The following is a 22163-nucleotide window of genomic DNA, read 5'->3' as shown; positions in this document are numbered from 1 at the left end:
CGTCTCAAATTATGTCCTCTTTTCCGGCCGGCGCTCCCGTCTGCCTTGTACCCAAATCCACCCAACTCATAGATTCAAAGGATGAAAGCCTATGGCAGGAATAGTCGGCTATGGAGCGCATCTACCCAGACATCGCATAAAAGTCGAAGAGATAGCGAAAGTCTGGGGCCAGGATGCTGAAAGCTACAAGAAGGGGCTGATGCTTCGTGAGAAGTCTGTCCCCCCGCCGGACATGGATACCATCACGCTGGCAGTCGAGGCCGCTCGCCGTGCCCTGAAACGCGCGATTGTCGTCAACCCGGTTGATATCGGCGCCATCTACATTGGCTCGGAATCTCATCCGTATGCAGTGAAACCGTCCGGGACGACCGTTGCCGAAGCGATCGGTGCGACTCCGGACATTCATTGCGCTGATTTCGAGTTTGCCTGCAAGGCCGGCTCTGAGGCGATGTTTGTTGCGCTGTCGCATGTTGCCTCCGGATACATGAAATACGCGCTCGCTATCGCCGCGGACACCTCGCAGGGTGCTCCTGGCGATGCTCTCGAGTTCTCTGCCGCGGCAGGAGCCGGGGCATTCATTATGGGGATGGACAACCTGATCGCCGAGTGCACCTACACTCATTCATTTATGACCGACACCCCCGACTTCTGGCGGAGAGAACATCAGTTTTATCCCCAGCATGGTGGACGGTTCACCGGCGAGGAGGCCTATTTCAAGCATACCAAGGGAGCGTCCAACGCAATCCTGAAGAAATCCGGCATGAAGCCGAAGGATTTTGCTTACGCGATTTTCCACCAGCCGAACGGGAAGTTCCCGCAGAAAGTTGCACTGGAACTCGGCTTCACCCAGGAACAGATCAATCCGGGCTGGCTCGCTCCGACTCTTGGCAACACCTACTCGGGTGCCTCGCCGATCGGCTTGACCGCCACTCTCGATATCGCCAAACCGGGAGACCAGATCTTCATGTGCTCCTATGGCTCTGGCGCAGGCTCTGATGCCTTCATCTGGAAAGTGACCGACCGGATCGATCAGGTCCGGGACCTGGCCGTTAAGACGCGGAAATTGCTCGAAGAGAATGTCATGTACATTCAATACGGCACCTACGCGAAATTCCGTCACAAAATCATCAAAAACGACTAGGGAGATGATCGACATGAGAGATGTATACATTGTCGGCGTCGGAATGAGCGAATGGGGCGAGGTATGGCAAAAGTCATTCCGCGAACTGTTCGTTGATGCTGCCCGCGCCGCTATCAAGTCGGCTGGAGTCGATCACCTCGATTCACTGTATGTCGGCTGTATGTCGGGCGGATTATTCGTCGGACAAGAACATATCGGCGCCTTGATGGCTGACTATCTGGGGATGCGCGGTCTGCCCGCCACCCGAGTTGAGTCCGCCTGCGCCTCCGGCGGAATGGCGATCCGTTCCGCGTTTCTTGAAGTTGCCTCGGGTGCATCGGATATCGTGATGGCATCGGGCGTCGAGAAGATGACCGATATCTCCGGCGATGACTGCACCGATGCTCTGGCCGCTGCCGCGGATCAGGAATATGAAGTATTCCATGGCGCGACCTTCCCCGGTCTTTACGCCATGATGGCTCATGCGCATATGGCGAAATATGGGACTACTCGCGACATGCTCTCGGCTGTCGCGGTGAAAAACCATCGCAATGGCGCAAAGAACCCGGTAGCGCAGTATCCGTTTGAGATCACGGCCGAGACAGTCGCCAAATCAGTAATGGTCGCCGATCCGCTTCGGATCCTTGACTGTTCTCCTATTACCGATGGTGCCGCGGCGGTGATCGTCACCACCAAAGAGGTCGCGCAAAGCCTGAAACGTCCGTACATAAAGATCATCGGTTCCGCTATCGGCACCGATTCGATCGCTCTGGCGCAACGGGCCGATATGACCACCATCAAATCGGCAACTCTCGCGACCAACAAGGCGCTCAAGATGGCGGGGAAGAGCATCGACGATATCAAATTCGCCGAAGTACACGACTGCTTTACGATCGCCGAGATCATCGTCGCCGAATCGATCGGCAAGTACGCTCCCGGCAAAGCCGGACAAGCGATCCTCGCCGGTGAGACCGCGCGTGAAGGGAAATTCCCGATGAACCCATCGGGTGGTTTGAAGTCGAAAGGTCATCCCGTCGGCGCAACCGGCGTTGCCCAGATCGTCGAGATCTACAAGCAACTGACCGGTCAGGCGGAGAATGGGCGCCAGATCCCGAATTCGCCGAAGGTCGGCATGTCCCAGAATATGGGCGGTTCCGGCGCATCATCTGTCGTGCATATCCTGGAGGTGGCGTCATGAAGATGTTTTCATCACGTAACTGGCGCGAGTACCCGCAACGGTATCGCCTCGAAGCGGTGAAATTCAAGAAGAGCGGCAAGACCTATTTCCCGCCCCGTCAGGTCGACCCGGAAACGGGTGACACCGAACGGGAAATGGTCACTCTTCCTGATACCGGCAAGGTCCTCACCTACACGGTCATCCGGACTCCCGGCCCGATGTTCAAAGATATGGCGCCGTATGCGCTGGCGATCGCTGAACTGACGGACGGTACCCGGTTGATGGCGCAGTTGACCGACTGCGATGTCGACAACCTGTCGATCGGTATGGAGGTTCGACTTGAGTTCCGGCGAGTGCAATCCGAGGGTGCCTCGGGTGTTATCTCGTACGGCTACAAGTTCGTCCCGAAATGGTACTAGGCAGGCGATAATGATCAGGCGGCCCTAAGACCGCCTCATTCCAGCGAAAGCATGCCCCGGGCCTGAACCGGGGCTGGAATCCAGTACAATAGCAAGGCAGGACTCTTCGCTCGTTAGCGCAAAGAGTCCTGCCATTTCTTCATTATCACACATCATCACTTCGTCTTCAGCACATTCTTGTGGATCCAATTGACAAGGTCCCCCTCGACATAGGTCTCAAAATTCACTTTGTCCTTAAAAGTATAGACTTTGGTGATGATCCCTCCATCGATGCGCCGAATATTCGGCAGGGAGATCGGCGTCGAATCAAGCCATGCCTGGACCACCGAGATCGTCGGAATCTCTCCTTTTACATTAACCGAGCTCAACGAAAGGGCTTCCGCAGACGCCGCTTCAATCAACTTCCGGTAGAGTTTCTGGAATAGGCGCGGGCTGTCATACAGGTCCGCGGAAACGATCTCGTTATTAATGACCACCACAAGGCCCACGGCGTCACTGCTCAGTCTGATTCTCTTGAGGATCGAGTCCACCGGACTTTGCATCGCCTCTTTAACTTCGTTCTTTTCCATGGTCATCGGCAGGCTGGTGCTGTAGGCGACATCGGTCGATCGCCCGCCTCGCACTTTGGGAGCGATCTTCGTTTGAAACTTCGCTACATTGTCCCAGACACCCGTTTGCGATTGCGACACCTTGGCCGCTACCTTCAGGTCGGTTGTCGGAAGGAAATTAGTAGAAGATTCAAACCGATCATGGTCGGCGTCCGCCCGTCCTGACCATCGTCCCGCCTCTACGCAAAAGGAAGAGAGAGGGAGCTTGCCCGACTTCGCCGCCAACAACAGGTCATCCCGAATGACACGGTCTTGCTGCCCCCCTTTGACGATACTGCCCGACTGCACATAGACCGGAAAATCCGAGTGATTCTCAATCGCCAGTTCATCGACATCGCCGGTCTCAAACACGGTGACATACTTTTTGGCCAGTGCCTCGTCCAGCGTGACGAGGCCATCATGTGGGCCGGACGGGCTCCCATGCACAATATAGATGCTGAGATTCTGGTAACTGAACGGTCCTTCGATCTGTCGGCCGAGGTCGGCCGACCGGCTGGTGTATCCGAAAGAGAGCAGGACTGCGGCCATGACAGCCGCATACCGAGTGTTGTGGACCCATCGCATGGGTACCTCCCTCGCCTGATGGCGCGAAATCGGCGGTGAATGTGAGGCTCCTATCTTCGAGACGTTCTACCCCGACAGAATGTGGAGTCAATCATGAAGTGACTACTCGACTCCGCACAAAATCTTCCCGCGGTTTTTCAGGCTTCGCTTCCCGAAAGTGATATGGCCCGTTTGCGACAGGCTTGACTAATGAGGTTTCCCTGTTCATCTTATCGCTATCCCCGGGTGTAAAACATGAATCAGAATATTGAGGTGAGGTTATGCGTCCCGCAGCTTCCAGTGTTGATGCCTACTTGGCGGATCTTCCTGATGATCAGCGCAAAGCGCTTCAGAAGCTCCGCGCCACCATCAGATCTGCCGCCCCCAAAGCGGAAGAGACCATCAGCTACTCCATGCCGATGTACAAGCAGGATGGCCAACTGGTCGCCTTTGCCGCCTTCAACAATCATTGCAGCCTGTTTGTCTGCAGCGGCTCGTATTTGAGCCGACATGCGAAAGAGTACGGCAAATACCCGCAGGCTAAAAGCGGGCTTCACTTCACGCCGGACAATTCACTCCCGGCTACGCTGGTGAAAAAGATCGTCAAAGATCGCCTCGCTGAAAACGCCGCAAAGGTATCAGCCCGCACGAAGAAAAAATCATCAAGCAAGACCACCGGGAAGAAAAAGTAGATTTGCGCGGCAGACCTCCCGGTCTGCCCGGGCCTGGCGTCGCCGCTTGCCGCGCTCATATCAAGAGGAGAAACTCGCATGCAGAAGATCATCACTTTCCTGGCGTTCCAGCAGGATCAGGTCGAAGAGGCGGTCAAGATGTATACCTCCATCTTCAAGAACTCGAAAATCATCGAGATGGCCACACTTGACCACAACCCGCCGGGAACGGAGCAAAAGCTCAAGGTCGCGACTTTCGAATTGGATGGTCAGCGCTATATGGCGATGGATGCCGGGCCGTTTCCCCAGTTTTCGATGGCTATCTCACTCATGGTGAAGTGTGAGGATCAAGCCGAGATCGACTACTACTGGGAGAAACTAGGCGATGGGGGAGAGATCCAGGCCTGTGGATGGCTCAAGGATCGGTTCGGCGTCTCATGGCAGATCGTGCCGAAAAATGTCGAACAACTGATCACCGACAGCAAAAACGGCAATACCAAAGCAGTGATCGAGGCGGTGGAGACAATGATCAAGCTCGATATGGCCGCGTTGGAGAAAGCGTATAAAAGTTAAGAGGGACACGCATAGTCATTGCGAGCGTAGCGAAGCAATCAATTCAACAAGGAATGACATGAAAACAATCGGTCTGCTCGGCGGTATCGGACCCCATGCCACCATGGATTTCGAACAGCGCATCCACCGTGTCTCCCAGCGGCTCATCCCGCCGAACGCCAACTCCGGTTATCCGCGATTGGTGGTCTGGTATCACCGCAATCCACCGTTTGTGATGGATGAACACAACATCCCGAAACTTCCGCTCACCATCCATCCCGAAATCGCCCATGGCGCACGATTCCTCGGACAAGTGGCCGATATCCTGATCGTTATGGCCAATGGCCCGCATTTTATACTCGACCAGTTCGAGAATGCCGCGGGGAAACCGTTCCTCAGCATAATAGACTCTGCCCTTGCTGAAGTAGATCGACGTGGCTGGAAACATGTCGGGGTGATGGGATTCCGTGACCCCAGAGTACCGGTCTACACGATTCCGCTTGAAAAGCGGGGGATACGTACCGAAACGCTTGGCGACGACCAGCAGGCATTGATCCTCGATGCTGTCCCGCACCTGATGGCTGGTATCGAAACCGATGCCGACCGGATGGCCGTCCGCAATGGAGCGGAGCAACTTCGAGCGCGCGGTGTGGATGGCATGATACTTGGTTGCACCGAGTTTGCATTCCTGTATGGCGAAGGGACCGATGCTCCCGACCTGATCAATCCCGCCCAACTTCTCGCCGAAGCGGCCGTGAGAAAAGCGATAGAGTAGAGGTCGACTTTGATGACATTTTGATTGTCATCACGAGCTTTGCCTTGACCGTTTGACAGGGGCAAAGCGTCGTGATCTCGGTTTGTGTTCGGGTTTCGACTCCGCTCAACCCGACGGTCCAAGGGACAGTGAATTTCTCAAAATCCGTCCATCGTCATTGCGAGGAGCATGGCCGCGTCGCGGCCGGTCAACGAAGCAACCTGGGATAACCCACCATAAATGGTTGGCAACTCGGTCAGTGCCTATGCTATTTCAAAATCTCCGGGTACAAGCGTTGCTTTTCTGGTCGATTCGACTGCCATCACAGCAAGAAACTGCCGTTTATTTAATGTGACATTGCAGTAAGATTTGTGATTAGACCGCTCTTCCCAATTTGGCAGGCTCGTGTAAATTTCAAATACGTAACCATTGTCTTCAGTTGGTCCGCCATTCGGACTGTAGAAAAACTGGTGGGGGATCTTTATCATTGTGGGAGCTCTGGGCACCCATCGCATTCCTGGGAGTGGAACCATGCCCCATGCCGTTAGCTTCTCATTGAATATCCACTCTACTATAGTCTGTTGCATTTGCGAGCCAGTACATTCGGTTGCCCGATAGAATTGATGAGCTAGGGTCATTGCATCTTCGAATGGTAGATCAGGCTCTCCAGCGCGCTGATAACCATCGATAATCGTCTGCGCAGCCTCAAGTTTCTTTGCTGTAGATTGAACAAGCTTGAAAGGCGAGATGAAAATTGCCTTTAAAGCGAGCAAGACAATGAAAACGATAACCGTGTCAGTCAGAAACAGCAATGCGCTGGCCAACCAAGCACTCGAGAGTTCAAGAAACTCTCGAATTCCTGCATCTATTGAAAGCGAACCGAGAACGGTCAATACAAGAGTACCCGTGGTTCCCCCAACCGAGTTCCAAGAACTCTTCCAAGAGAGTCTCACACAGGCGATGCAGTATTGAAATATTCTTCCCATAAATTCTGTGGCAAGTTAGCATGGATACATGCGAACCTCATATCACATTTCATGTGTACAGCCTCACTTTCTGATATCCTACAGGCTTGGAGAACTCTACTCCCCCCTTTACAACCCGCTTTCCATCCCCTATATTAACCCCTTCATCGACCCAGAGGGGCGATGTAATTGCTATTTCAGAAACAACTTACAGGACTAACACGACCTTGAAAAAGAAAATCCGTATCGGCAACGCCGGTGGCTACTGGGGAGATGACCTCTCCGCCCTTAAACGTCAACTGACCGGCGGTCATCTCGATTATATCACCATGGATTTCCTCGCCGAAATCACCATGTCTATCCTTCAGAGACAACGGGCCACCAACTCGGAGCTTGGCTATGCGGTCGATTTTCTGGACCAGATGGCCGACTGCCTCCCGCTGATCGTGAAGAAGAATGTCAAAGTTATCTCCAATGCCGGCGGCATCAACCCGATCGGCCTTGCCCGCAAGATCATCGAGCTCTCCAAAAAGATGAAGCTCGATATCAAGGTCGGCGTCGTGTACGGCGATGATATCGTCAACAACCTCTACGAGCTGACCGCCGCCGGTGAACGGTTCACCAATATGGAGACGGGCGAAGATTTCCTCAAGGTCCGCTCGCGTATCACCTCGGCCAATATCTATCTCGGCGCCGAGCCGGTGGTCCGCGCGCTGGATGCGGGTTGCCAGATCGTGGTGACCGGGCGTGTGACGGATACGGGCATCACGCTCGCCCCGATGATCCATGAGTTCGGCTGGGCTATGGATGACTGGGATAAGATGGCGGCGGGAATTATCGCCGGCCATATCATCGAATGCGGCGCCCAGGCGACCGGCGGGAATATCACCGACTGGGAAGAGGTCAAGAATTACCACAATATCGGTTACCCGATCATCGAGATGGAACCGACCGGCGAGTTTGTCGTCACCAAACATACCAAAACCGGCGGCGCAGTGACAGAAAAGACCGTCAAAGAGCAGTTGGTCTATGAGATGGGGGACCCGGCGAATTACATCTCTCCCGATGGTGTCGCGCGCTTTGATTCCATCCGCCTCAAGCAGGATGGGAAAGACCGCGTGCGAGTCTACGGTATCCAGGGGAAGCCGGAGCCGGACAATCTCAAAGTTTCAATGTCGTTCGAGGATGGCTGGAAAGCTTCCGGCGAAGTGCTCGTCTCCGGCCCGAACACATTCAAGAAAGCCAAAGTCATCGCGGATATCTTCTGGGAAAAGCTGCAGCATAAGTTCGAAGCTACCGACACGGCTGTGGTCGGTTCCGGCTCCTGCTGGCCCGCGCACCTTTCGACCTACGAGCCAAACGAGATCATGCTGAAGTTCTCAGTGCGCGACAAATCCGTTTCAAAGATCAAAGATTTCGGCAAAGCACTCTCGACGCTCATTCTCTCCGGTCCTGCCGGAATGGCTGTCACCGGACGTGGCCGTCCGAAACCAGTGCCGGTGATCGCGTACTGGCCGGCGCTAATGCACCGCACGCGCGTCCAGGCGAAAGTGCTGACTGTGACGACGCGAGGCGATGAAGAATTTTTCGAGATCAATTTTCCACTCCGTGTCCGAACCAGCATGGAAGAGAAGTCCGCCAAGAAAGTGGCTGCGGCTCCACGCAAATTCGTCAAGCCGGCTGGGAGGATGGTCAAAGTGAAACTGCAGGAGATCGCCTACGCCCGCTCCGGCGACAAGGGGGATACCTGCAATATCGGCGTCCTGGCCCGCTCCCCCGAGATCTACGAATTCCTGCGTTCAACCCTGACTCCGGAAAAAGTGAAGACCTTCTTCAAGGGGATCACCAAAGGGAAAGTTATCCGGTATGAACTGGATAACCTGCACGGGCTGAATTTCCTCCTCGAGGAGACACTCGGCGGCGGCGGCACCCGCGCGTTGATTATCGACCCGCAAGGGAAGACCCTCGCTCAGGCATTATTGCAGATGACTCTCGACGTACCACAATCGCTGCTCGGGAAAAAGAGGTAATTGGTATGTTTCGACTGGAATCCAAAGCGGATACATCGTCGGTTCAGTTCAAAGAGAACGCCGAGAAAAATCGCGCTCAGCATGCGCAGTTCAAAGAGCGCCTCGAGAAGATCAAATTGGGTGGCCCGGAGAAATCCCGCCTTCGCCACACCGAGCGCGGCAAATTGCTTCCGCGTGAACGTCTCGCCAAACTACTCGACCGCAACACACCCTTTCTCGAATTGAGCCCGATGGCCGCGTACGATATGTACGACAACGATGCCCCCGCCGCAGGGGTTATCACCGGAATCGGCGTGGTGCATGGCCGCGAGGTGATGGTTGTGGTCAACGATGCTACCGTCAAGGGCGGCACCTACTATCCGATGACCATTCTCAAGCATGCCCGCGCGCAGGAGATCGCGCAGACGAATAATCTGCCGTGCGTGTATCTCGTCGACTCAGGCGGCATTTTCCTCCCGCTGCAGTCGGGCACATTCCCGGACAAAGATCATTTCGGCCGGATATTCTACAATCAGGCCCGCATGTCTGCACTCGGCATTCCCCAGGTTTCGGTCGTGATGGGGTCATGTACCGCCGGTGGAGCGTACCTTCCGGCGATGTCCGATGAGACCGTGATCGTCCGCAAACAGGGGACGATTTTTATCGGCGGCCCGCCGCTGGTCAAAGCAGCGACAGGTGAGGTAGTGACGGCCGAAGAACTCGGCGGCGCTGATGTACACTGCCGAACCTCCGGTGTCGCCGACCATTATGCGCAGAATGATGGGCACGCGTTGCAGATGACGCGCAACATTGTCGAAAATCTTAATCGCGCTCCCCAGTGGGAGTTGGATCGCTCTGCCCCCGAAGACCCGTACTACGACCCCGAAGAACTCTACGGCGTCGTCTCGAACGATATCCGCAAAGCGTTTGATGTTCATGAAGTGATCGCGCGGATGGTCGATGGCTCCCGCTTCCACTCTTTCAAAGAGCTGTACGGTACGACTCTCGTGTGCGGATTTGCACGCATCATGGGATACCCGGTCGGCATCCTTGCCAACAACGGTGTACTCTTTGCCGAGTCAGCGCAGAAGGGGGCGCACTTCATCGAGCTTTGTACACAGCGCCGTATTCCGCTGATCTTCCTGCAGAATATCTCCGGCTTTATTGTCGGACGGCAATACGAGGCCGGCGGTATCGCGCGTGATGGCGCCAAGATGGTGCATGCCGTCGCCAACGCCGATGTCCCCAAGTTCACCGTCGTAGTTGGCGGCTCATATGGTGCAGGCAACTACGCCATGTGTGGGCGAGGCTATTTCCCGCGTCTGATGTGGATGTGGCCGAACTCCAAGATATGCGTGATGGGGGGAGAGCAGGCGGCTGATGTTTTGGCGCAGGTGAAGATCGAACAGCTTGAGAAAGAAGGTGGCACCAAGTTGACCAAAGAACAGGTCGACGCTATCCGTCGCCCGATCATAGAGAAATACGAGTCGGAATCGACGCCGTATTACTCCGGCGCTCGACTCTGGGATGACGGCATGATCGGTTTCACCGACACGCGCCAGGCGCTGGCGTTGGGGATATCAATGTCACTCAATGCGCAGATCCCGGAACAGAAATTCGGCATATTCAGGATGTAAGCATGAATTACACGACTCTGACATATACCTCGAATGGGCCGGCGGCGAATGTTTTCTTCAATCGGCCGGATATTCACAACGCCTTCAACGCAACCGTCATCACCGAGATGCTCGACTGCTTTGCGCATATCGGCAAAGATAAATCGATTCGGGTAGTTGTTCTCTCCGGTACCGGCAAATCATTCTGCGCGGGGGCCGATCTCAACTGGATGCGCGGTGTGGCGAAACAGTCTTTCGATGAAAATCTCGGCGAGGCCAACTCACTAGCCAGACTATTCTATACGATCTACTCACTCCGCCAGCCGGTCATTGCGCGCGTTAACGGAGCCGCGATAGGTGGTGGGACCGGATTTGTGGCGGTCTGCGATTTTGCTATCGCCGCCGAATCCGCCAAGTTTTCATTCTCGGAGGTCAAGATCGGCGTAGTCCCGGCCTGCATTGGGCCGTACGTGGTGAAGAAAATTGGCGAGGGAAAGTCGCGCGAACTGTTCATCACCGGTGAGCGAATGGGCGCAACTCGTGCCCTCGAAGTCGGCCTGGTCAACAAGGTTGTCGCCGATGACCAACTCGACGCCTCCGTAGCTGAATATGTCAATGCCATCCTGTCGTCCGGCCCCGAAGCCGTCGCCATGGCCAAGCAGTTAATCGGCGCGGTCCCGACGATGGCTCCTGAGGAGTTCATGCCCTACACCGCCGAGATGATCGCCAAACTCCGCATCTCCCCCGAGGGCCAGGAAGGGATGGATGCGTTTCTGAATAAGCGGACGCCGAATTGGGTGGCCAATCGAGAGGGGAATAAATAGTGTCAGCACCTCTTTTCAGGAAGATTCTCGTCGCCAACCGCTCCGAGATCGCGGTCCGCGTCATGAATGCCTGCCGCTCACTAGGTATCCCATCGGTCGCGGTCTATTCCGAGGCAGACAAAAACAGCAAGCACCGCTGGCATGCCGATGAATCCGTCTTTATCGGACCGCCCCCGCCGCGAGAATCATATCTGGATATCGACAAGATCATCGGTGCCGCCAAACAGACTGGCTGCGATGCTATCCATCCCGGCTACGGTTTTCTTGCCGAGAACCCACTTTTGCCAAAAGCCTGCGCCGATGCCGGGATCACGTTCATCGGCCCCGGCCCTGAAGCAATGCGACTACTCGGAAACAAAGTTGAATCCCGTGTCAAGATGGCTGACGCAGGTATTCCGCTTATTCCCGGCATGCGCGCGAGCGGCGACAAACTCTCTGAATTCGAAGATGCCGCCAAAAAGGCTGGCTACCCGGTGCTCATCAAAGCTGCCGCCGGAGGTGGAGGAAAGGGTATGCGCGTCGTGCAAAACCCCGCCGACCTGGCATCCTCTATTGATGCTGCCCGTCGCGAAGCAAAAAACGCTTTCGGTGATGAGACCGTCTATCTCGAGAAATACATCTCGAATCCACGACACATTGAATTCCAGGTCCTCGGCGATCATCACGGTAATACCATTCACCTGTTCGAGCGTGAATGTTCCATTCAGCGCCGCCATCAAAAGATCGTCGAAGAAACCCCGTCAATCGCCCTGACACCGGAGCTTCGCGCAAAAATGGGTGCCGATGCAGTCAAGGTCGCGCAGGCAGCCAACTACACCAATGCTGGCACAGTCGAATTTCTCCTGGATGAATCCGGTCACTACTACTTCCTCGAAATGAACACGCGCATCCAGGTGGAGCATCCGATCACTGAAATGGTGACCGGAGTTGATCTGGTCGTCGAACAGATTCGCGTCGCGGCCGGCCTTCCGCTCTCGAAAGAGCTGCAAAATCTCTCGCAACGCGGCCATGCCATCGAATGCCGCATTTATGCCGAGGACGGTGAAAACAATTTCATGCCTTCCACCGGCACCGTGCTATTGTACAATGAACCGGTCGGCCCCGGCATTCGCGTTGACAGCGGCATTGACCACGGCTCGGAGATCACGATCAACTACGACCCGATCATGGCCAAACTGATTGTCCACTCCTCCAACCGCGAATCTGCGATCAGCAAAATGATCGATGCTCTCAAGCAGTACAAGATCCTCGGCGTCAAGACCTCTCGGAAATTCATGATCGAGGTCTTGGAACATCCCGATTTCGTGACTGGTAAAACTTATACGAATTTCATCGAAAAGAATATGTCAACCCGCGCGACCGAGTGGCCCGAGATCGGCCCGCTTGCCGCCGCCGCAGCATCTATCGCCGCCGAGACTTCACCAACTGCAGTTGCCGCCACCGGCAAAGCAAAACTCCCATCCCCATGGCAACTTTTGGGCGACTGGCAGGTAGGAGGCTCCATCCGTGGCTAAATACGACTTCCGCTTTCAGGAAACCGAGCACGCGGTCGAGCTAAAATCGACCGACTCCGGCTATGCCGCCACAGTCGCAGGCAAGGAACTTCTGTTCACCCCTCACGGTGACTCAACCTTCGCAGTTCTCATCGATGGCAAGCGGTCACTTGTGGCCGCGATCAAGCATAAGGGGATATTCTACGTCGATATCGATGCCATGCAGGTCGAATTAACGGATGCCTCTGATGCGACGATCTCCGCCGGCGGGGGAGACCATGCCGGTGAAAAAGACAAGATCTTCGCGCCCATGCCCGGCAAGATCGTCAAAATCATGGTCGCCGTCGGTGATGCGGTGGAGATCAAACAGCCGATGGTGATTGTCGAAGCGATGAAGATGGAAAACCAGGTCAATGCCCGTGCCAAAGGGAGAGTGAAAGCGATCAACTTTGCGGCAGGCGATCAGGTCGATACCGAAAAGCCGATCATCGAATTGGATTTGAGTGAGTAGTTAAAAGATCAGGCCAAACGTCAGCCGTCCGTAGCGGTAATCGCCGAAACGGTCGCTGATGAGATTGACTCCCGCGATCTCGACAAAGTACCCCAACCCCGAACGACCCTTTCGTTCCATTCCGATACCGACCTCAACCAGCGGTTTCTCCTCGGAACTGAGACTGTCCACCAGATAGTCGCCGACACCGGCATCCTTCAATTCAATTGTGCCGTATCCGCCCCCTGCAAATAGATAGAGATGCGATTCAGACTGCCATGAGGGGGTCAATTTGAGGTCGAAAAGACCTGATGAAAGCGTTACATCGGGATCCCCTTCTGCCCGCGCTTTCAGCATCAGGTAATTTCCGTTGATTTGAAAAGATACCTCAGGTATCCCGGAGAAGGGACGAAACTCAAGTGCCAGCATCGCGCCGCCGCCGTAATCAGCTTTGTCGCCGAGACGGTCGATCGCGTAGGCAGGGGAGAGTCCGACCTTGATCGCCAGACGGTCCGCTCCATTCGGCTGCGCCTGAAGAGAAGCCGCGACCAACACCAACGCCGAAATGAGTATTACGATCCGTTTCATAAGCAAGCCACGAGAAACATCATTGAGACACTATACCCGTGCGAGACGAATATACACAAGTCGCGGATGTGGCAACAGAGAAAAAAGGGACCGCCGACCACCAACAAAAACGGGCCGAGGAAAACCTCGACCCGTCACAGTGCACGATTTCGCGCATGCCTAGAACTTTATACCCAGGGTGATCGGAATGGCGTTGTACTTGACCTCATCTCCGCTGATGCTCAGATACCGAGCCTGCAGGAAGAAACTGAACGCCGGCCCCGACCCGAGATTCAGCCCGCCGCCGACATTCCAATAGAACTTGTTCTCCTTGGCAAAAACGATTGTCCCCTCACCAAGCGAGTTTTCATAGTCCAGATCCGAAGGCTGCAGTCTGGCCCAGCCGCCACCACCAAACAGATACGGCTTGAGCGGCGCACCCGGAAGCGGCGGAGTCAACTTCAGATCTGCCCCCACCAGAAAGGCGTTGAATGATCCCCCACTTACCGAGAGATAGTCATTCTCTTCCATCAAGGCGTCGGTATCAGCCGAGAACGTGTGGAACTCCCCTTTGGGGACAAATTGCAGACCAGGACCAAAATTGAGCCCCAAACCAAGCGTGGCATGGAGTCCCATCTTGTATTCGTTGGAGAAGTCGCCATTTGGCAGCGAGGCTCCACCACCCAGATAGAGGGTAAATGGCTTCACGCCTTGAGCGGATGCTGAAATCGCCAGTAGCAACAAGGCCGCCACAATCAGGAATATCCGTTTCATCGTATATCCTCCTTCAGAGATTATACTCATTCACGACATACCTAGTCTATTATCGGCCCCTTTATAGGGCGTACTTAGGAATAGTTTGGCAGGGGCGGAAAAAGAAAAAGGGCCGAACAAGTCGGCCCTTCAATGACTTAGCTGACTGATGGGTCAGCGTTGCTCACGATTTATAGGAAGCTGAAACCAACCAGGAAGCCGATGCTTCCGGTCTTGGCATCGCCTGCAACAGTCTCGTCTTCAATGACCATATCTTCGGCAACGTTGGTCAGACCCATATCATAGCGGACTTCGAAAGTCAGCTGACCGGATGCCCCCATCGGGAATCCCGCGCCCAGTCCAAGAACTGCAGTGATATCTGTGCTCTTGAATGAATCCTTGATATCTTCATCGTAATCTTCGTCGGTGCCCTCGAGTTTGTCATTCGCTGAAAGCAGAATGCCAATCGACGGACCGGCGTAGATGAACGGATCGAATTTACCGGCGGTCGGGATGTTGAACTTCAGCAGAACGGGGATCTGCATATAGGTCGTAGTGATCTTATCGGTAACGTCAAATTCGTCTGATTTGAATTTCACACCCTTAGTGTTGTAAAGGATTTCGGGCTGAATAGCAAAACTTGGGCTGAACGAATATTCAATGAAACCGCCCACGGCAAATCCCATCAAATAACTCGCATCGATACCACTCTCTTCTTCGGCCATGTCGATATTGTCGCCCGAAGCTTTCGCCATTACGACGCCAGCCTTAAATCCGGCACCAGTCAAGCCCTTGACCGGATCCTGCGCCGAGGCACCGATTGCCAGCGCCATAACCAATGCCAATACAAAAAGAACCTTCTTCACAAAAACCTCCATGGTTGAATTTTCGATGACTATCTCCACCCGCGCCTTAAGCGTGCAGAGCCTTAGCTCGATTTCTACATTTTTAAGATGGAGAAGTTCAACCATATTAGTCAAGCGTGAAAACAAAAAGGGCCAATCTATACGATTGGCCCTCAGAAAAAAGCTACGAATTTAGTTTAGAATCGAACTCCGACAGTCACCGGAATGAACGCATCGGAACCGCCGTCTCCACTGATCGACACATAACGTCCCTGCAGAAACCAGGACATGGCCGAATTTGAAACGAGATCAACACCGCCACCAAACTCAAAATAGAAGTCAGTGGAGCTGAAATCTTCAAACTTGGACGATGCAAAACCGAGACCGCCCAGAAGGAACGGGGCCATCTTCTGGCCTTCTTTGGCGAAGCTGAAGCGGCCGTCAGCACCGAACATGATTATGTTGAGGGAGCCGTCGACTCCGTCAATGTCCGATCCAAACGTGTGAAATTCCACTTTGCCGCGCGGCTGGAATGTCGGGGAGACATTAAATCCAATGGCGCCGGCGCCATGCAACCCCATACCAAACGCATCGCCAAAATCACCCATCGGCAATCCAAGTCCGGCGCCGAGGTAGAAGTTGGTTTTTTTCGCCGCATCCTGGGCCTGGGCACCAAGCGCGAACAGCATCACGAGTCCAAGTGTGAGTAGGACTTTCTTCATTAGTTTCTCCATTCGTCTGTTGCCCATTCGCGCACCCTTAGCATGGTCTATTGATACTGTGCACATCCTTGGGCGATTAGCAGCGAAAAGGTAGAAAAATAGAGAATAGACTGTAAAGATAAAAAATATCCCCTATTGGCGCCGGGCAGGGTGGCTTGTCGCCCGAGTTTGTGAATTGATTCGCTTGATTTGCCCGGAACCGTTTGGTATATATTTCACTTATTGGATGATTACTGCACTCTTCAAGGAGGTCTTTGACTCATGGCGTCTCGCAATGAAGCATATATCGTTTCCATCTGTCGTTCTGCGATAGGTGTTCTCCATGGCGGATTAGGCAGTATGACTGCCACCCAACTGGGCGCTCATGCCGTCCGTGAAGCCGTCAAACGCGCCGGCATAAACTCGGCCGAAATCGATGAAGTCATTATGGGACAAGTCGTTCAGGGTGGCGCCGGACAGGCTCCTGCTCGTCAGGCCGCTATCCACGGTGGCATTCCGCCGGAGGTCCCGGCCCTTACCATCAACAAAGTTTGTGGCTCGGGTCTGAAGGCGGTGATGCTGGCGGCGCAGTCGATTCGCGCTGGTGACCAGCATCTGATCGTAGCCGGTGGCATGGAATCTATGTCCCACACGCCGTACGTCATTCGTGGCGCCAAACAGGGGACCAAGTTCGGCCACCAGAAACTCGATGATATCATGATCTCCGACGGACTCTGGTGTTCCTTCAAAGATTGGCACATGGGGAATGCCGCCGAGCTGACCGCCGTCAAAGCCGGTATCGGCCGCGATGAACAGGATCAGTTTGCTTACAACTCACATCGCAAAGCGGTTGCCGCCTGGACCGCCAACAAATTCGCCAACGAGATTTTCGCCATCCCGGTCCCGCAGCGTAAGGGAGACCCGGTGATGTTTGCCAAAGACGAAGCTCCGCGCGCGGATGTCTCAGTAGAATCTCTCGCCAAGCTCAAACCGGCTTTCCAGAAAGATGGCACTGTCACCGCCGGCAATGCGCCTGGCCTCAATGATGGTTCCGCCGCTTCGGTCGTGGTCTCCGAAGAATATATCAAGAAGAACAATCTCAAGCCGCTGGCCCGCATCGTCGACTACGCCGTCGCCGGTACGCCACCCGAACTCCTCTTTTTCTCACCGATCTACGCCGTCCAGAAACTGATGGATAAAATGCAGGTCAAGATCGACCACTTCGATCTGATCGAAGCCAACGAGGCATTCTCCGTGCAGGCGTTGGCCGACGGTAAGGGGCTTGGCTGGGATTTCGATCGCGTTAATGTGAATGGCGGCGCGGTAGCGCTGGGCCATCCGATCGGTGCCTCCGGCACCCGTATCCTCGCGACTTTGATCTATGCGCTCAAAGATCGTGGTAAAAAGAACGGTATGGCGACGCTCTGCCTTGGTGGCGGAAACGCGGTCGCCCTGGCAATAGAAATCGTCTGATCCTCTCCGGGAAGGATTGTTATATGAACGTTGACAACATCAAACAGGTGACGGTTATCGGCAGCGGGACAATGGGGAATGGGATTGCCCAGGTTTTCGCCTCGTTCGGTTACGATGTTACGGTCGTTGACCTGCAGCAGGAATTCCTCGATCGCGCGTTTGCCGCGATCACCAAATCGCTCGACCGCATCGTCAAGAAGGGTGCGATCACCGAGGACGACAAAGGCTCGACCCTCAACCGGATCAAAACCTCGACCGATCTGGACTCCGCGAAAAACAGTCAGTTGGTCATTGAGGCCGTGACCGAAAACCTCGCAGTCAAACTGGATATCTTCAAACGGCTCGAGGCAGTCTGTCCGCCTGAGGTGATCTTTGCATCCAACACCTCATCGCTTCCGATCACCCAACTTGCCGCCGCTACCAAGCGCGCCGACAAGTTCATCGGAATGCACTTTATGAATCCGGTCCCGATGATGAAGCTGATCGAACTGATCCGCGGCATCGCCACCAGCGACGAAACCTACGCACTTATCGCCGAACTTTCGAAGAAACTGGGGAAGACGCCGGTCGAAGTGAACGATTTCCCCGGCTTTATCGCCAACCGCATCCTCATGCCGATGATCAACGAAGCGATCTACGCCCATATGGAAGGCGTCGGCACGGTCGAAGCAATCGACGAAGTGATGAAACTTGGAATGAACCACCCGATGGGCCCGCTCCAGTTGGCCGATTTTATCGGGCTGGATGTTTGCTTGTCAATTCTTGAAGTCATGCACAGTGGTCTGGGTGATCCGAAATATCGCCCCTGTCCGCTGCTCCGCAAAATGGTCCAGGCAGGATATCTCGGCCGCAAATCCGGCCGTGGATTCTATACTTATTCTTGAGAGGCATGAATGCAGTTTCAGTTATCCGACGAAGATCTTGAATTCAAACAGATGGCTCGCGATCTGGCGGACAAACGGATCTATCCGTTCGCTGAGTCATTTGATGAACATGAGAAAACTCCGACCGAACTCATCAAAGAGTGCGCCGAACTTGGCTATTTCGGCTTCACCGTTCCCGAAGAGTATGGCGGTCTTGGTCAAAAGACCGTCACCTTCATGGGGGTACTCGAGGAGCTCTGCAGCGCCTCCGCCGGGTTCGGCATTATGCTCTCCGTGCATAATTCGCTCTGCTGTGAGATCATCAAGGAATTCGGTTCGGATGAACTGAAACAGAAATTCCTCCCCGCTATGGCCGCCGGTGAGAAGATCGGCGCCTATTGCATAACCGAGCCAAACGCCGGCACCGATGTCGCCTCCCTTACCACCACCGCGGTCGATAAGGGAGACCATTGGCTGCTCAACGGCACCAAAGCATTCGTCACCAATGCGGTGTATGCCGGCGTTTTTGTCGTATTCGCCAAGACCCGCCCCGAGGAAGCACGCAGGGGAATTTCCTGCTTCCTGGTAGAATCAGGCTCCAAAGGTATCATGCTTGGCAAACCGGAAAAGAAATGCGGGATCAAAGCCTCCGACACTCGCGAAGTGACTTTTGTTGACGTAAAAGTCCCCAAAAATCACCTGTTGGGTGAATTACAGGATGGTTTCCGCATGGCGGTCTCGATTCTGAATTCCGGTCGCATCGGCGTCTCTTTCCAGGCGATCGGCATCGCCCAGGCAGCACTGAATGAAGCGATCAAATATTCCAAAGTCCGCAAGCAATTCAATCAGCCGATTGCTAATTTCCAGGCGATCCAATTCAAACTGGCCGACATGGCGACTCGCCTCGATGCCGCCCGTTTGCTGGCTTATCGTGCCGCACAGTTGAAAGACGAAGGAACCGCCGCGCCGCGCGAGTCCTCCATGGCGAAACTGTTCGCCTCGCAAATGGCAAACTATGTCTGCGATCAGGCCGTACAAATTCATGGCGGCTACGGCTATATCAAGGAGTATGCGGTTGAGCGGTATTTCCGCGATGCCCGCGTGACTGAACTTTACGAAGGAACCTCCGAGGCTCAACGCATGGTCATTTCACGCGACCTCTTAAAGGACTAAGCATGCTCGAGAAAAAACACGACGAATATCGCGAGAAAATTCGCGCCTTCTCCCTTGAGAAAATAGAACCCCTCGCCGTCACGCTCGACCTCGAACAGCGTTTCCCGACCGAGCATCTCGCCCCCATGACCGAAATGGGGCTGATGGGGATGCTCATCCCTGAGCAGTACGGCGGACGTCCGACTGATACCGTTACCTACGCCATCGCCGTCGAAGAACTCTCCCGCGTCTGCGGCTCAACCGGCATCACGATTGCCGCGCACAATTCTCTCGGCACTTGGCCGGTCTATAAATTCGGCACCGAAGCTCAGAAGAAAAAGTACCTCCCACGCGCCGCCAATGGCGAACTGATGGCCTTCGGCCTGACCGAACCCGATGCCGGTTCCGATGCCGGCGGTACGCGCACGATGGCCCGCCGCGAGGGAGACAACTGGATCATCAACGGCTCCAAATGCTGGATTACTTCGGCAACCAAAGCCTTTGCGACGATTGCGTCATCGCGAACCTCGGATGATCCCAAAGACAAAAACATTACCTGCTTCATTCTCGAAAAAGAATGGAAAGGGTACGCTGTCGGCAAAAAAGAGAATAAGCTCGGCCTGCGCGGTTCCGATACCGCATTCCTCCATTTCGATGATCTTAAAGTCCCGGTCGAAAACCAGCTCGGCGAGATAGGGCAGGGGTTCAAGCAGATGTTGATGACCCTTGATGGCGGCCGTATTTCCATCGGCGCCATGGCGATCGGGTTAGGGCAGGGAGCACTCGACTGCGCGCTGAAATATGCGACCGACCGCGTTCAATTCGGCGAACCTATCTCCAGCAATCAGGCTATTCAGCACAAACTCGCCGACATGGCGACCGAACTTGCCGCAGCGCGTTTGCTCTGCTACGAAGCCGCCCTCATGAAAGATGCCGGTGTCCCGTTCGGTCATATGTCCGCTATGGCGAAACTGTACTCCTCCGAGGTCGGCACCCGTTGCGCGACGACCGCGATCGGTATACTTGGCGGTATCGGTTATTACACTGGCCCCTATCCGGCAGAGCGTATCTGGCGCGATGTTAAGCTCTGCGAGATCGGCGAAGGTACTTCCGAGATCCAGCGCCTCGTCATCGCCCGCGAACTACTGAAAGCTCTCAGACCGAAGGGGTGATTTCGTAGTACGAACGAGTTCTTCCAGTTCGTGCTTTGCATTGTATCAAGAGATATAGATATATGGCTGAGACTTCGGGCTTCGACTTCGCTCAGCCCGAATACCGGACTGTTCACTTTGTGAGGGTGTTCTTTTGGCTGAGCGAAGTCGAAGCCTCTTCACTGTTGTTGCATGGCGTTGCCCTACCATAGAGAGATGTAGGGCAGGATCCTTCGAACGACGTGAGAATGTGATCCTGCCACCACGCGATTTGTAGATTCTAGGAGGCACAATGAGAGCGCATACCAAAAGCAAAAAATGGATCTGGGTTCTTGTCGCCGTAGGTGTGAGTGGACTTGCCGCGTTTGACTATCAAAAATCCTTCACATTGTCTGAGCCCTGGAATTCTCAGGGCAAGGTCGCTCATGCAGAGAATGAATCATGGAGGATTCTGGCGTGGTGCTGCAGCGACGCAACAACCCCTACTACCACAGTTATTAAGGCGCGACGAAAGGATGCCCTATTCGCTCAACCCTTCGCTGTGTTTTCACTTTACGAATGCTATGACACCACCACGGTCGAGTTCATTACACCTGATTCGATACGAGTCTCACTTTGGTGTGATTCAACGAAGTGTGCTGTCTTTGAAAGAAATTTGTCTGGCGAATTAGACGTGAATGTCTGGGAATCCCTTCGATACTCGGTGAGCGGAGGATACGACACATCGAGCATACACCAAGGAGCGTGGGTGGGCCACCCAAGGTATTAGCCTTGACATCCCTTCTTCAACCCTTCATCTTTCCCCCGAAACAAAGACCAAAAAAGGATATCCTTCATGCAGAGCCGCGTTGTCGCATACGATCTCGTTAAACCAGCCTCCAAACTGATGGAGCTGCCGATCCTGCTCGCCTTCAACTTACTCCTGGTCGCCTCCGCCTATGTCGCCTTTCCGTTGCCGTTTTCCCCGGTACCGGTCACCGGCCAGACATTCGGCGTTTTGCTCGTCGCTATGGCGCTTGGACGCGTGCGGGGGACTGGCGTGGTGGTCGCTTACCTCCTCGAAGGTGCTGCCGGACTCCCGGTCTTCGCTGGTGGAGCCGCTGGCCCGCAGGTTCTTTTCGGACCGACCGGTGGCTATCTGCTCGGTTTTGTATTAGCTGCATACATGGTCGGTTCACTCGCAGAGCGCGGTTGGGACCGTACCATTTTCCGTTCGATTGTCGCTATGACAATCGGCTATGCCATCATCTTCGCGTGTGGCGTCGCTATGCTCTCGCGTTTTGTCCCCGTTGACACAGTGATCGCACTGGGGCTCACACCGTTCCTCGTCGGTATGCTCGTCAAGATCGGGCTGGCCGCGTGGATCCTCCCACTCGTCTGGAAACGCGCTGGAGAGGGAAATCAGCAATAATTCCAG

Annotated in this window: 22 protein-coding genes; 16 read left to right on the top strand and 6 right to left on the bottom strand. The window is 54.6% G+C overall.

Translation table 11 applies throughout. The features are described 5' to 3' along the window. The first annotated feature begins 91 nt into the window (after nt 1–91). Genes IPH75_15250 through IPH75_15240 form a run of 3 tightly spaced genes read left to right on the top strand, consistent with a single transcriptional unit; the run spans nt 92 to nt 2716 of the window. The gene (locus IPH75_15250; protein MBK7143428.1) at nt 92–1141 is read left to right on the top strand and encodes a hydroxymethylglutaryl-CoA synthase; all 1050 of its coding nucleotides are present in this window, start codon (nt 92–94) and stop codon (nt 1139–1141) included. A gap of 13 nt (nt 1142–1154) precedes the next feature. Next, nucleotides 1155–2318, top strand: coding sequence for a thiolase domain-containing protein (locus tag IPH75_15245; protein MBK7143427.1), 1164 nt, complete (start codon nt 1155–1157; stop codon nt 2316–2318). A 2-nt stretch (nt 2319–2320) separates the two neighbouring features. Then, entirely contained in the window at nt 2321–2716 is a 396-nt protein-coding gene (locus IPH75_15240) for a Zn-ribbon domain-containing OB-fold protein (GenBank protein ID MBK7143426.1), read from the top strand. Between the two features lie 155 nt (nt 2717–2871). Here the strand turns inward: IPH75_15240 and IPH75_15235 are convergent, their stop codons facing one another. Continuing rightward, nucleotides 2872–3888 carry a hypothetical protein gene (locus IPH75_15235; GenBank protein ID MBK7143425.1) on the bottom strand — a complete coding sequence of 339 codons (1017 nt, stop codon included), beginning with the start codon at nt 3886–3888 and terminating at the stop codon, nt 2872–2874. Nucleotides 3889–4148: 260 nt separating this feature from the next. Here IPH75_15235 and IPH75_15230 point away from each other — a divergent pair, with 260 nt between their 5' ends. From IPH75_15230 to IPH75_15220, 3 genes are all read left to right on the top strand, one after another. Further along, nucleotides 4149–4559, top strand: a complete 411-nt coding sequence (locus IPH75_15230) for a DUF1801 domain-containing protein (protein ID MBK7143424.1) — start codon at nt 4149–4151, stop codon at nt 4557–4559. Nucleotides 4560–4637: 78 nt separating this feature from the next. Next, nucleotides 4638–5111, top strand: a complete 474-nt coding sequence (locus tag IPH75_15225) for a VOC family protein (protein ID MBK7143423.1) — start codon at nt 4638–4640, stop codon at nt 5109–5111. Nucleotides 5112–5169: 58 nt separating this feature from the next. Beyond that, complete coding sequence (locus tag IPH75_15220; GenBank protein ID MBK7143422.1) at nt 5170–5865, top strand: aspartate/glutamate racemase family protein; 696 nt, start codon at nt 5170–5172, stop codon at nt 5863–5865. Between the two features lie 242 nt (nt 5866–6107). On the opposite strand, the gene IPH75_15215 is transcribed toward IPH75_15220, so the two are convergent. After that, on the bottom strand, nt 6108–6830 hold the full coding sequence (locus IPH75_15215; protein MBK7143421.1) for a hypothetical protein: 723 nt from the start codon (nt 6828–6830) through the stop codon (nt 6108–6110). Between the two features lie 206 nt (nt 6831–7036). Between IPH75_15215 and IPH75_15210 the strand changes: the two genes are divergently transcribed. From IPH75_15210 to IPH75_15190, 5 genes are read left to right on the top strand one after another with little or no spacing between them, the layout of a single operon-like run. Continuing rightward, nucleotides 7037–8839 (top strand): DUF1446 domain-containing protein, encoded by a 1803-nt coding sequence (locus IPH75_15210; protein MBK7143420.1) that lies wholly within the window; start codon nt 7037–7039, stop codon nt 8837–8839. 5 nt (nt 8840–8844) lie between these two features. Continuing rightward, nucleotides 8845–10455 carry a methylcrotonoyl-CoA carboxylase gene (locus IPH75_15205; protein ID MBK7143419.1) on the top strand — a complete coding sequence of 537 codons (1611 nt, stop codon included), beginning with the start codon at nt 8845–8847 and terminating at the stop codon, nt 10453–10455. 2 nt (nt 10456–10457) lie between these two features. Then, nucleotides 10458–11258 (top strand): enoyl-CoA hydratase/isomerase family protein, encoded by an 801-nt coding sequence (locus IPH75_15200; protein MBK7143418.1) that lies wholly within the window; start codon nt 10458–10460, stop codon nt 11256–11258. Next, the gene (locus IPH75_15195) at nt 11258–12772 is read left to right on the top strand and encodes an acetyl-CoA carboxylase biotin carboxylase subunit (protein MBK7143417.1); all 1515 of its coding nucleotides are present in this window, start codon (nt 11258–11260) and stop codon (nt 12770–12772) included. Before IPH75_15200 ends, IPH75_15195 begins: the two co-directional genes overlap by 1 nt. Beyond that, complete coding sequence (locus IPH75_15190; protein MBK7143416.1) at nt 12765–13262, top strand: hypothetical protein; 498 nt, start codon at nt 12765–12767, stop codon at nt 13260–13262. Before IPH75_15195 ends, IPH75_15190 begins: the two co-directional genes overlap by 8 nt. On the opposite strand, the gene IPH75_15185 is transcribed toward IPH75_15190, so the two are convergent. The 4 genes from IPH75_15185 to IPH75_15170 form a co-directional block, all read right to left on the bottom strand. Beyond that, complete coding sequence (locus tag IPH75_15185) at nt 13263–13829, bottom strand: outer membrane beta-barrel protein (GenBank protein MBK7143415.1); 567 nt, start codon at nt 13827–13829, stop codon at nt 13263–13265. It lies immediately after the preceding gene. 159 nt (nt 13830–13988) lie between these two features. Beyond that, nucleotides 13989–14582, bottom strand: coding sequence for an outer membrane beta-barrel protein (locus IPH75_15180; GenBank protein ID MBK7143414.1), 594 nt, complete (start codon nt 14580–14582; stop codon nt 13989–13991). A 170-nt stretch (nt 14583–14752) separates the two neighbouring features. Further along, nucleotides 14753–15532 carry a PorT family protein gene (locus tag IPH75_15175; protein MBK7143413.1) on the bottom strand — a complete coding sequence of 260 codons (780 nt, stop codon included), beginning with the start codon at nt 15530–15532 and terminating at the stop codon, nt 14753–14755. 71 nt (nt 15533–15603) lie between these two features. After that, a complete protein-coding gene (locus tag IPH75_15170) occupies nt 15604–16128 on the bottom strand; it encodes an outer membrane beta-barrel protein (protein ID MBK7143412.1) in 525 nt (174 codons plus the stop codon). A 261-nt stretch (nt 16129–16389) separates the two neighbouring features. Between IPH75_15170 and IPH75_15165 the strand changes: the two genes are divergently transcribed. The 5 genes from IPH75_15165 to IPH75_15145 all read left to right on the top strand — a co-directional run bounded on the left by IPH75_15165 (nt 16390) and on the right by IPH75_15145 (nt 22157). Beyond that, entirely contained in the window at nt 16390–17580 is a 1191-nt protein-coding gene (locus IPH75_15165) for an acetyl-CoA C-acetyltransferase (GenBank protein MBK7143411.1), read from the top strand. A 23-nt stretch (nt 17581–17603) separates the two neighbouring features. Next, entirely contained in the window at nt 17604–18464 is an 861-nt protein-coding gene (locus tag IPH75_15160; GenBank protein MBK7143410.1) for a 3-hydroxybutyryl-CoA dehydrogenase, read from the top strand. A gap of 9 nt (nt 18465–18473) precedes the next feature. Beyond that, a complete protein-coding gene (locus tag IPH75_15155) occupies nt 18474–19616 on the top strand; it encodes an acyl-CoA dehydrogenase family protein (GenBank protein MBK7143409.1) in 1143 nt (380 codons plus the stop codon). A 2-nt stretch (nt 19617–19618) separates the two neighbouring features. Next, nucleotides 19619–20767, top strand: coding sequence for an acyl-CoA dehydrogenase family protein (locus tag IPH75_15150; GenBank protein ID MBK7143408.1), 1149 nt, complete (start codon nt 19619–19621; stop codon nt 20765–20767). An 814-nt stretch (nt 20768–21581) separates the two neighbouring features. After that, nucleotides 21582–22157, top strand: a complete 576-nt coding sequence (locus tag IPH75_15145; GenBank protein MBK7143407.1) for a biotin transporter BioY — start codon at nt 21582–21584, stop codon at nt 22155–22157. Nucleotides 22158–22163 lie beyond the last annotated feature (6 nt).

Source organism: bacterium (assembly GCA_016708025.1).
Classification (GTDB): Bacteria; Zixibacteria; MSB-5A5; order GN15; family FEB-12; genus FEB-12.
The sequence above is the reverse complement of the archived record's forward strand: the minus strand, read 5'-3'. Positions and strand labels throughout refer to the sequence as shown.

Bases quoted from the DNA above. Each gene is read 5' to 3' on its own strand.
- IPH75_15250 (MBK7143428.1), top strand. From the start codon at position 92: ATGGCAGGAATAGTCGGCTATGGAGCGCATCTACCCAGACATCGCATA.
- IPH75_15245 (MBK7143427.1), top strand. From the start codon at position 1,155: ATGAGAGATGTATACATTGTCGGCGTCGGAATGAGCGAATGGGGCGAG.
- IPH75_15240 (MBK7143426.1), top strand. From the start codon at position 2,321: ATGTTTTCATCACGTAACTGGCGCGAGTACCCGCAACGGTATCGCCTC.
- IPH75_15235 (MBK7143425.1), bottom strand. From the start codon at position 3,888: ATGCGATGGGTCCACAACACTCGGTATGCGGCTGTCATGGCCGCAGTC.
- IPH75_15230 (MBK7143424.1), top strand. From the start codon at position 4,149: ATGCGTCCCGCAGCTTCCAGTGTTGATGCCTACTTGGCGGATCTTCCT.
- IPH75_15225 (MBK7143423.1), top strand. From the start codon at position 4,638: ATGCAGAAGATCATCACTTTCCTGGCGTTCCAGCAGGATCAGGTCGAA.
- IPH75_15220 (MBK7143422.1), top strand. From the start codon at position 5,170: ATGAAAACAATCGGTCTGCTCGGCGGTATCGGACCCCATGCCACCATG.
- IPH75_15215 (MBK7143421.1), bottom strand. From the start codon at position 6,830: ATGGGAAGAATATTTCAATACTGCATCGCCTGTGTGAGACTCTCTTGG.
- IPH75_15205 (MBK7143419.1), top strand. From the start codon at position 8,845: ATGTTTCGACTGGAATCCAAAGCGGATACATCGTCGGTTCAGTTCAAA.
- IPH75_15200 (MBK7143418.1), top strand. From the start codon at position 10,458: ATGAATTACACGACTCTGACATATACCTCGAATGGGCCGGCGGCGAAT.
- IPH75_15185 (MBK7143415.1), bottom strand. From the start codon at position 13,829: ATGAAACGGATCGTAATACTCATTTCGGCGTTGGTGTTGGTCGCGGCT.
- IPH75_15180 (MBK7143414.1), bottom strand. From the start codon at position 14,582: ATGAAACGGATATTCCTGATTGTGGCGGCCTTGTTGCTACTGGCGATT.
- IPH75_15175 (MBK7143413.1), bottom strand. From the start codon at position 15,532: ATGGTTGAACTTCTCCATCTTAAAAATGTAGAAATCGAGCTAAGGCTC.
- IPH75_15170 (MBK7143412.1), bottom strand. From the start codon at position 16,128: ATGAAGAAAGTCCTACTCACACTTGGACTCGTGATGCTGTTCGCGCTT.
- IPH75_15165 (MBK7143411.1), top strand. From the start codon at position 16,390: ATGGCGTCTCGCAATGAAGCATATATCGTTTCCATCTGTCGTTCTGCG.
- IPH75_15160 (MBK7143410.1), top strand. From the start codon at position 17,604: ATGAACGTTGACAACATCAAACAGGTGACGGTTATCGGCAGCGGGACA.
- IPH75_15155 (MBK7143409.1), top strand. From the start codon at position 18,474: ATGCAGTTTCAGTTATCCGACGAAGATCTTGAATTCAAACAGATGGCT.
- IPH75_15150 (MBK7143408.1), top strand. From the start codon at position 19,619: ATGCTCGAGAAAAAACACGACGAATATCGCGAGAAAATTCGCGCCTTC.
- IPH75_15145 (MBK7143407.1), top strand. From the start codon at position 21,582: ATGCAGAGCCGCGTTGTCGCATACGATCTCGTTAAACCAGCCTCCAAA.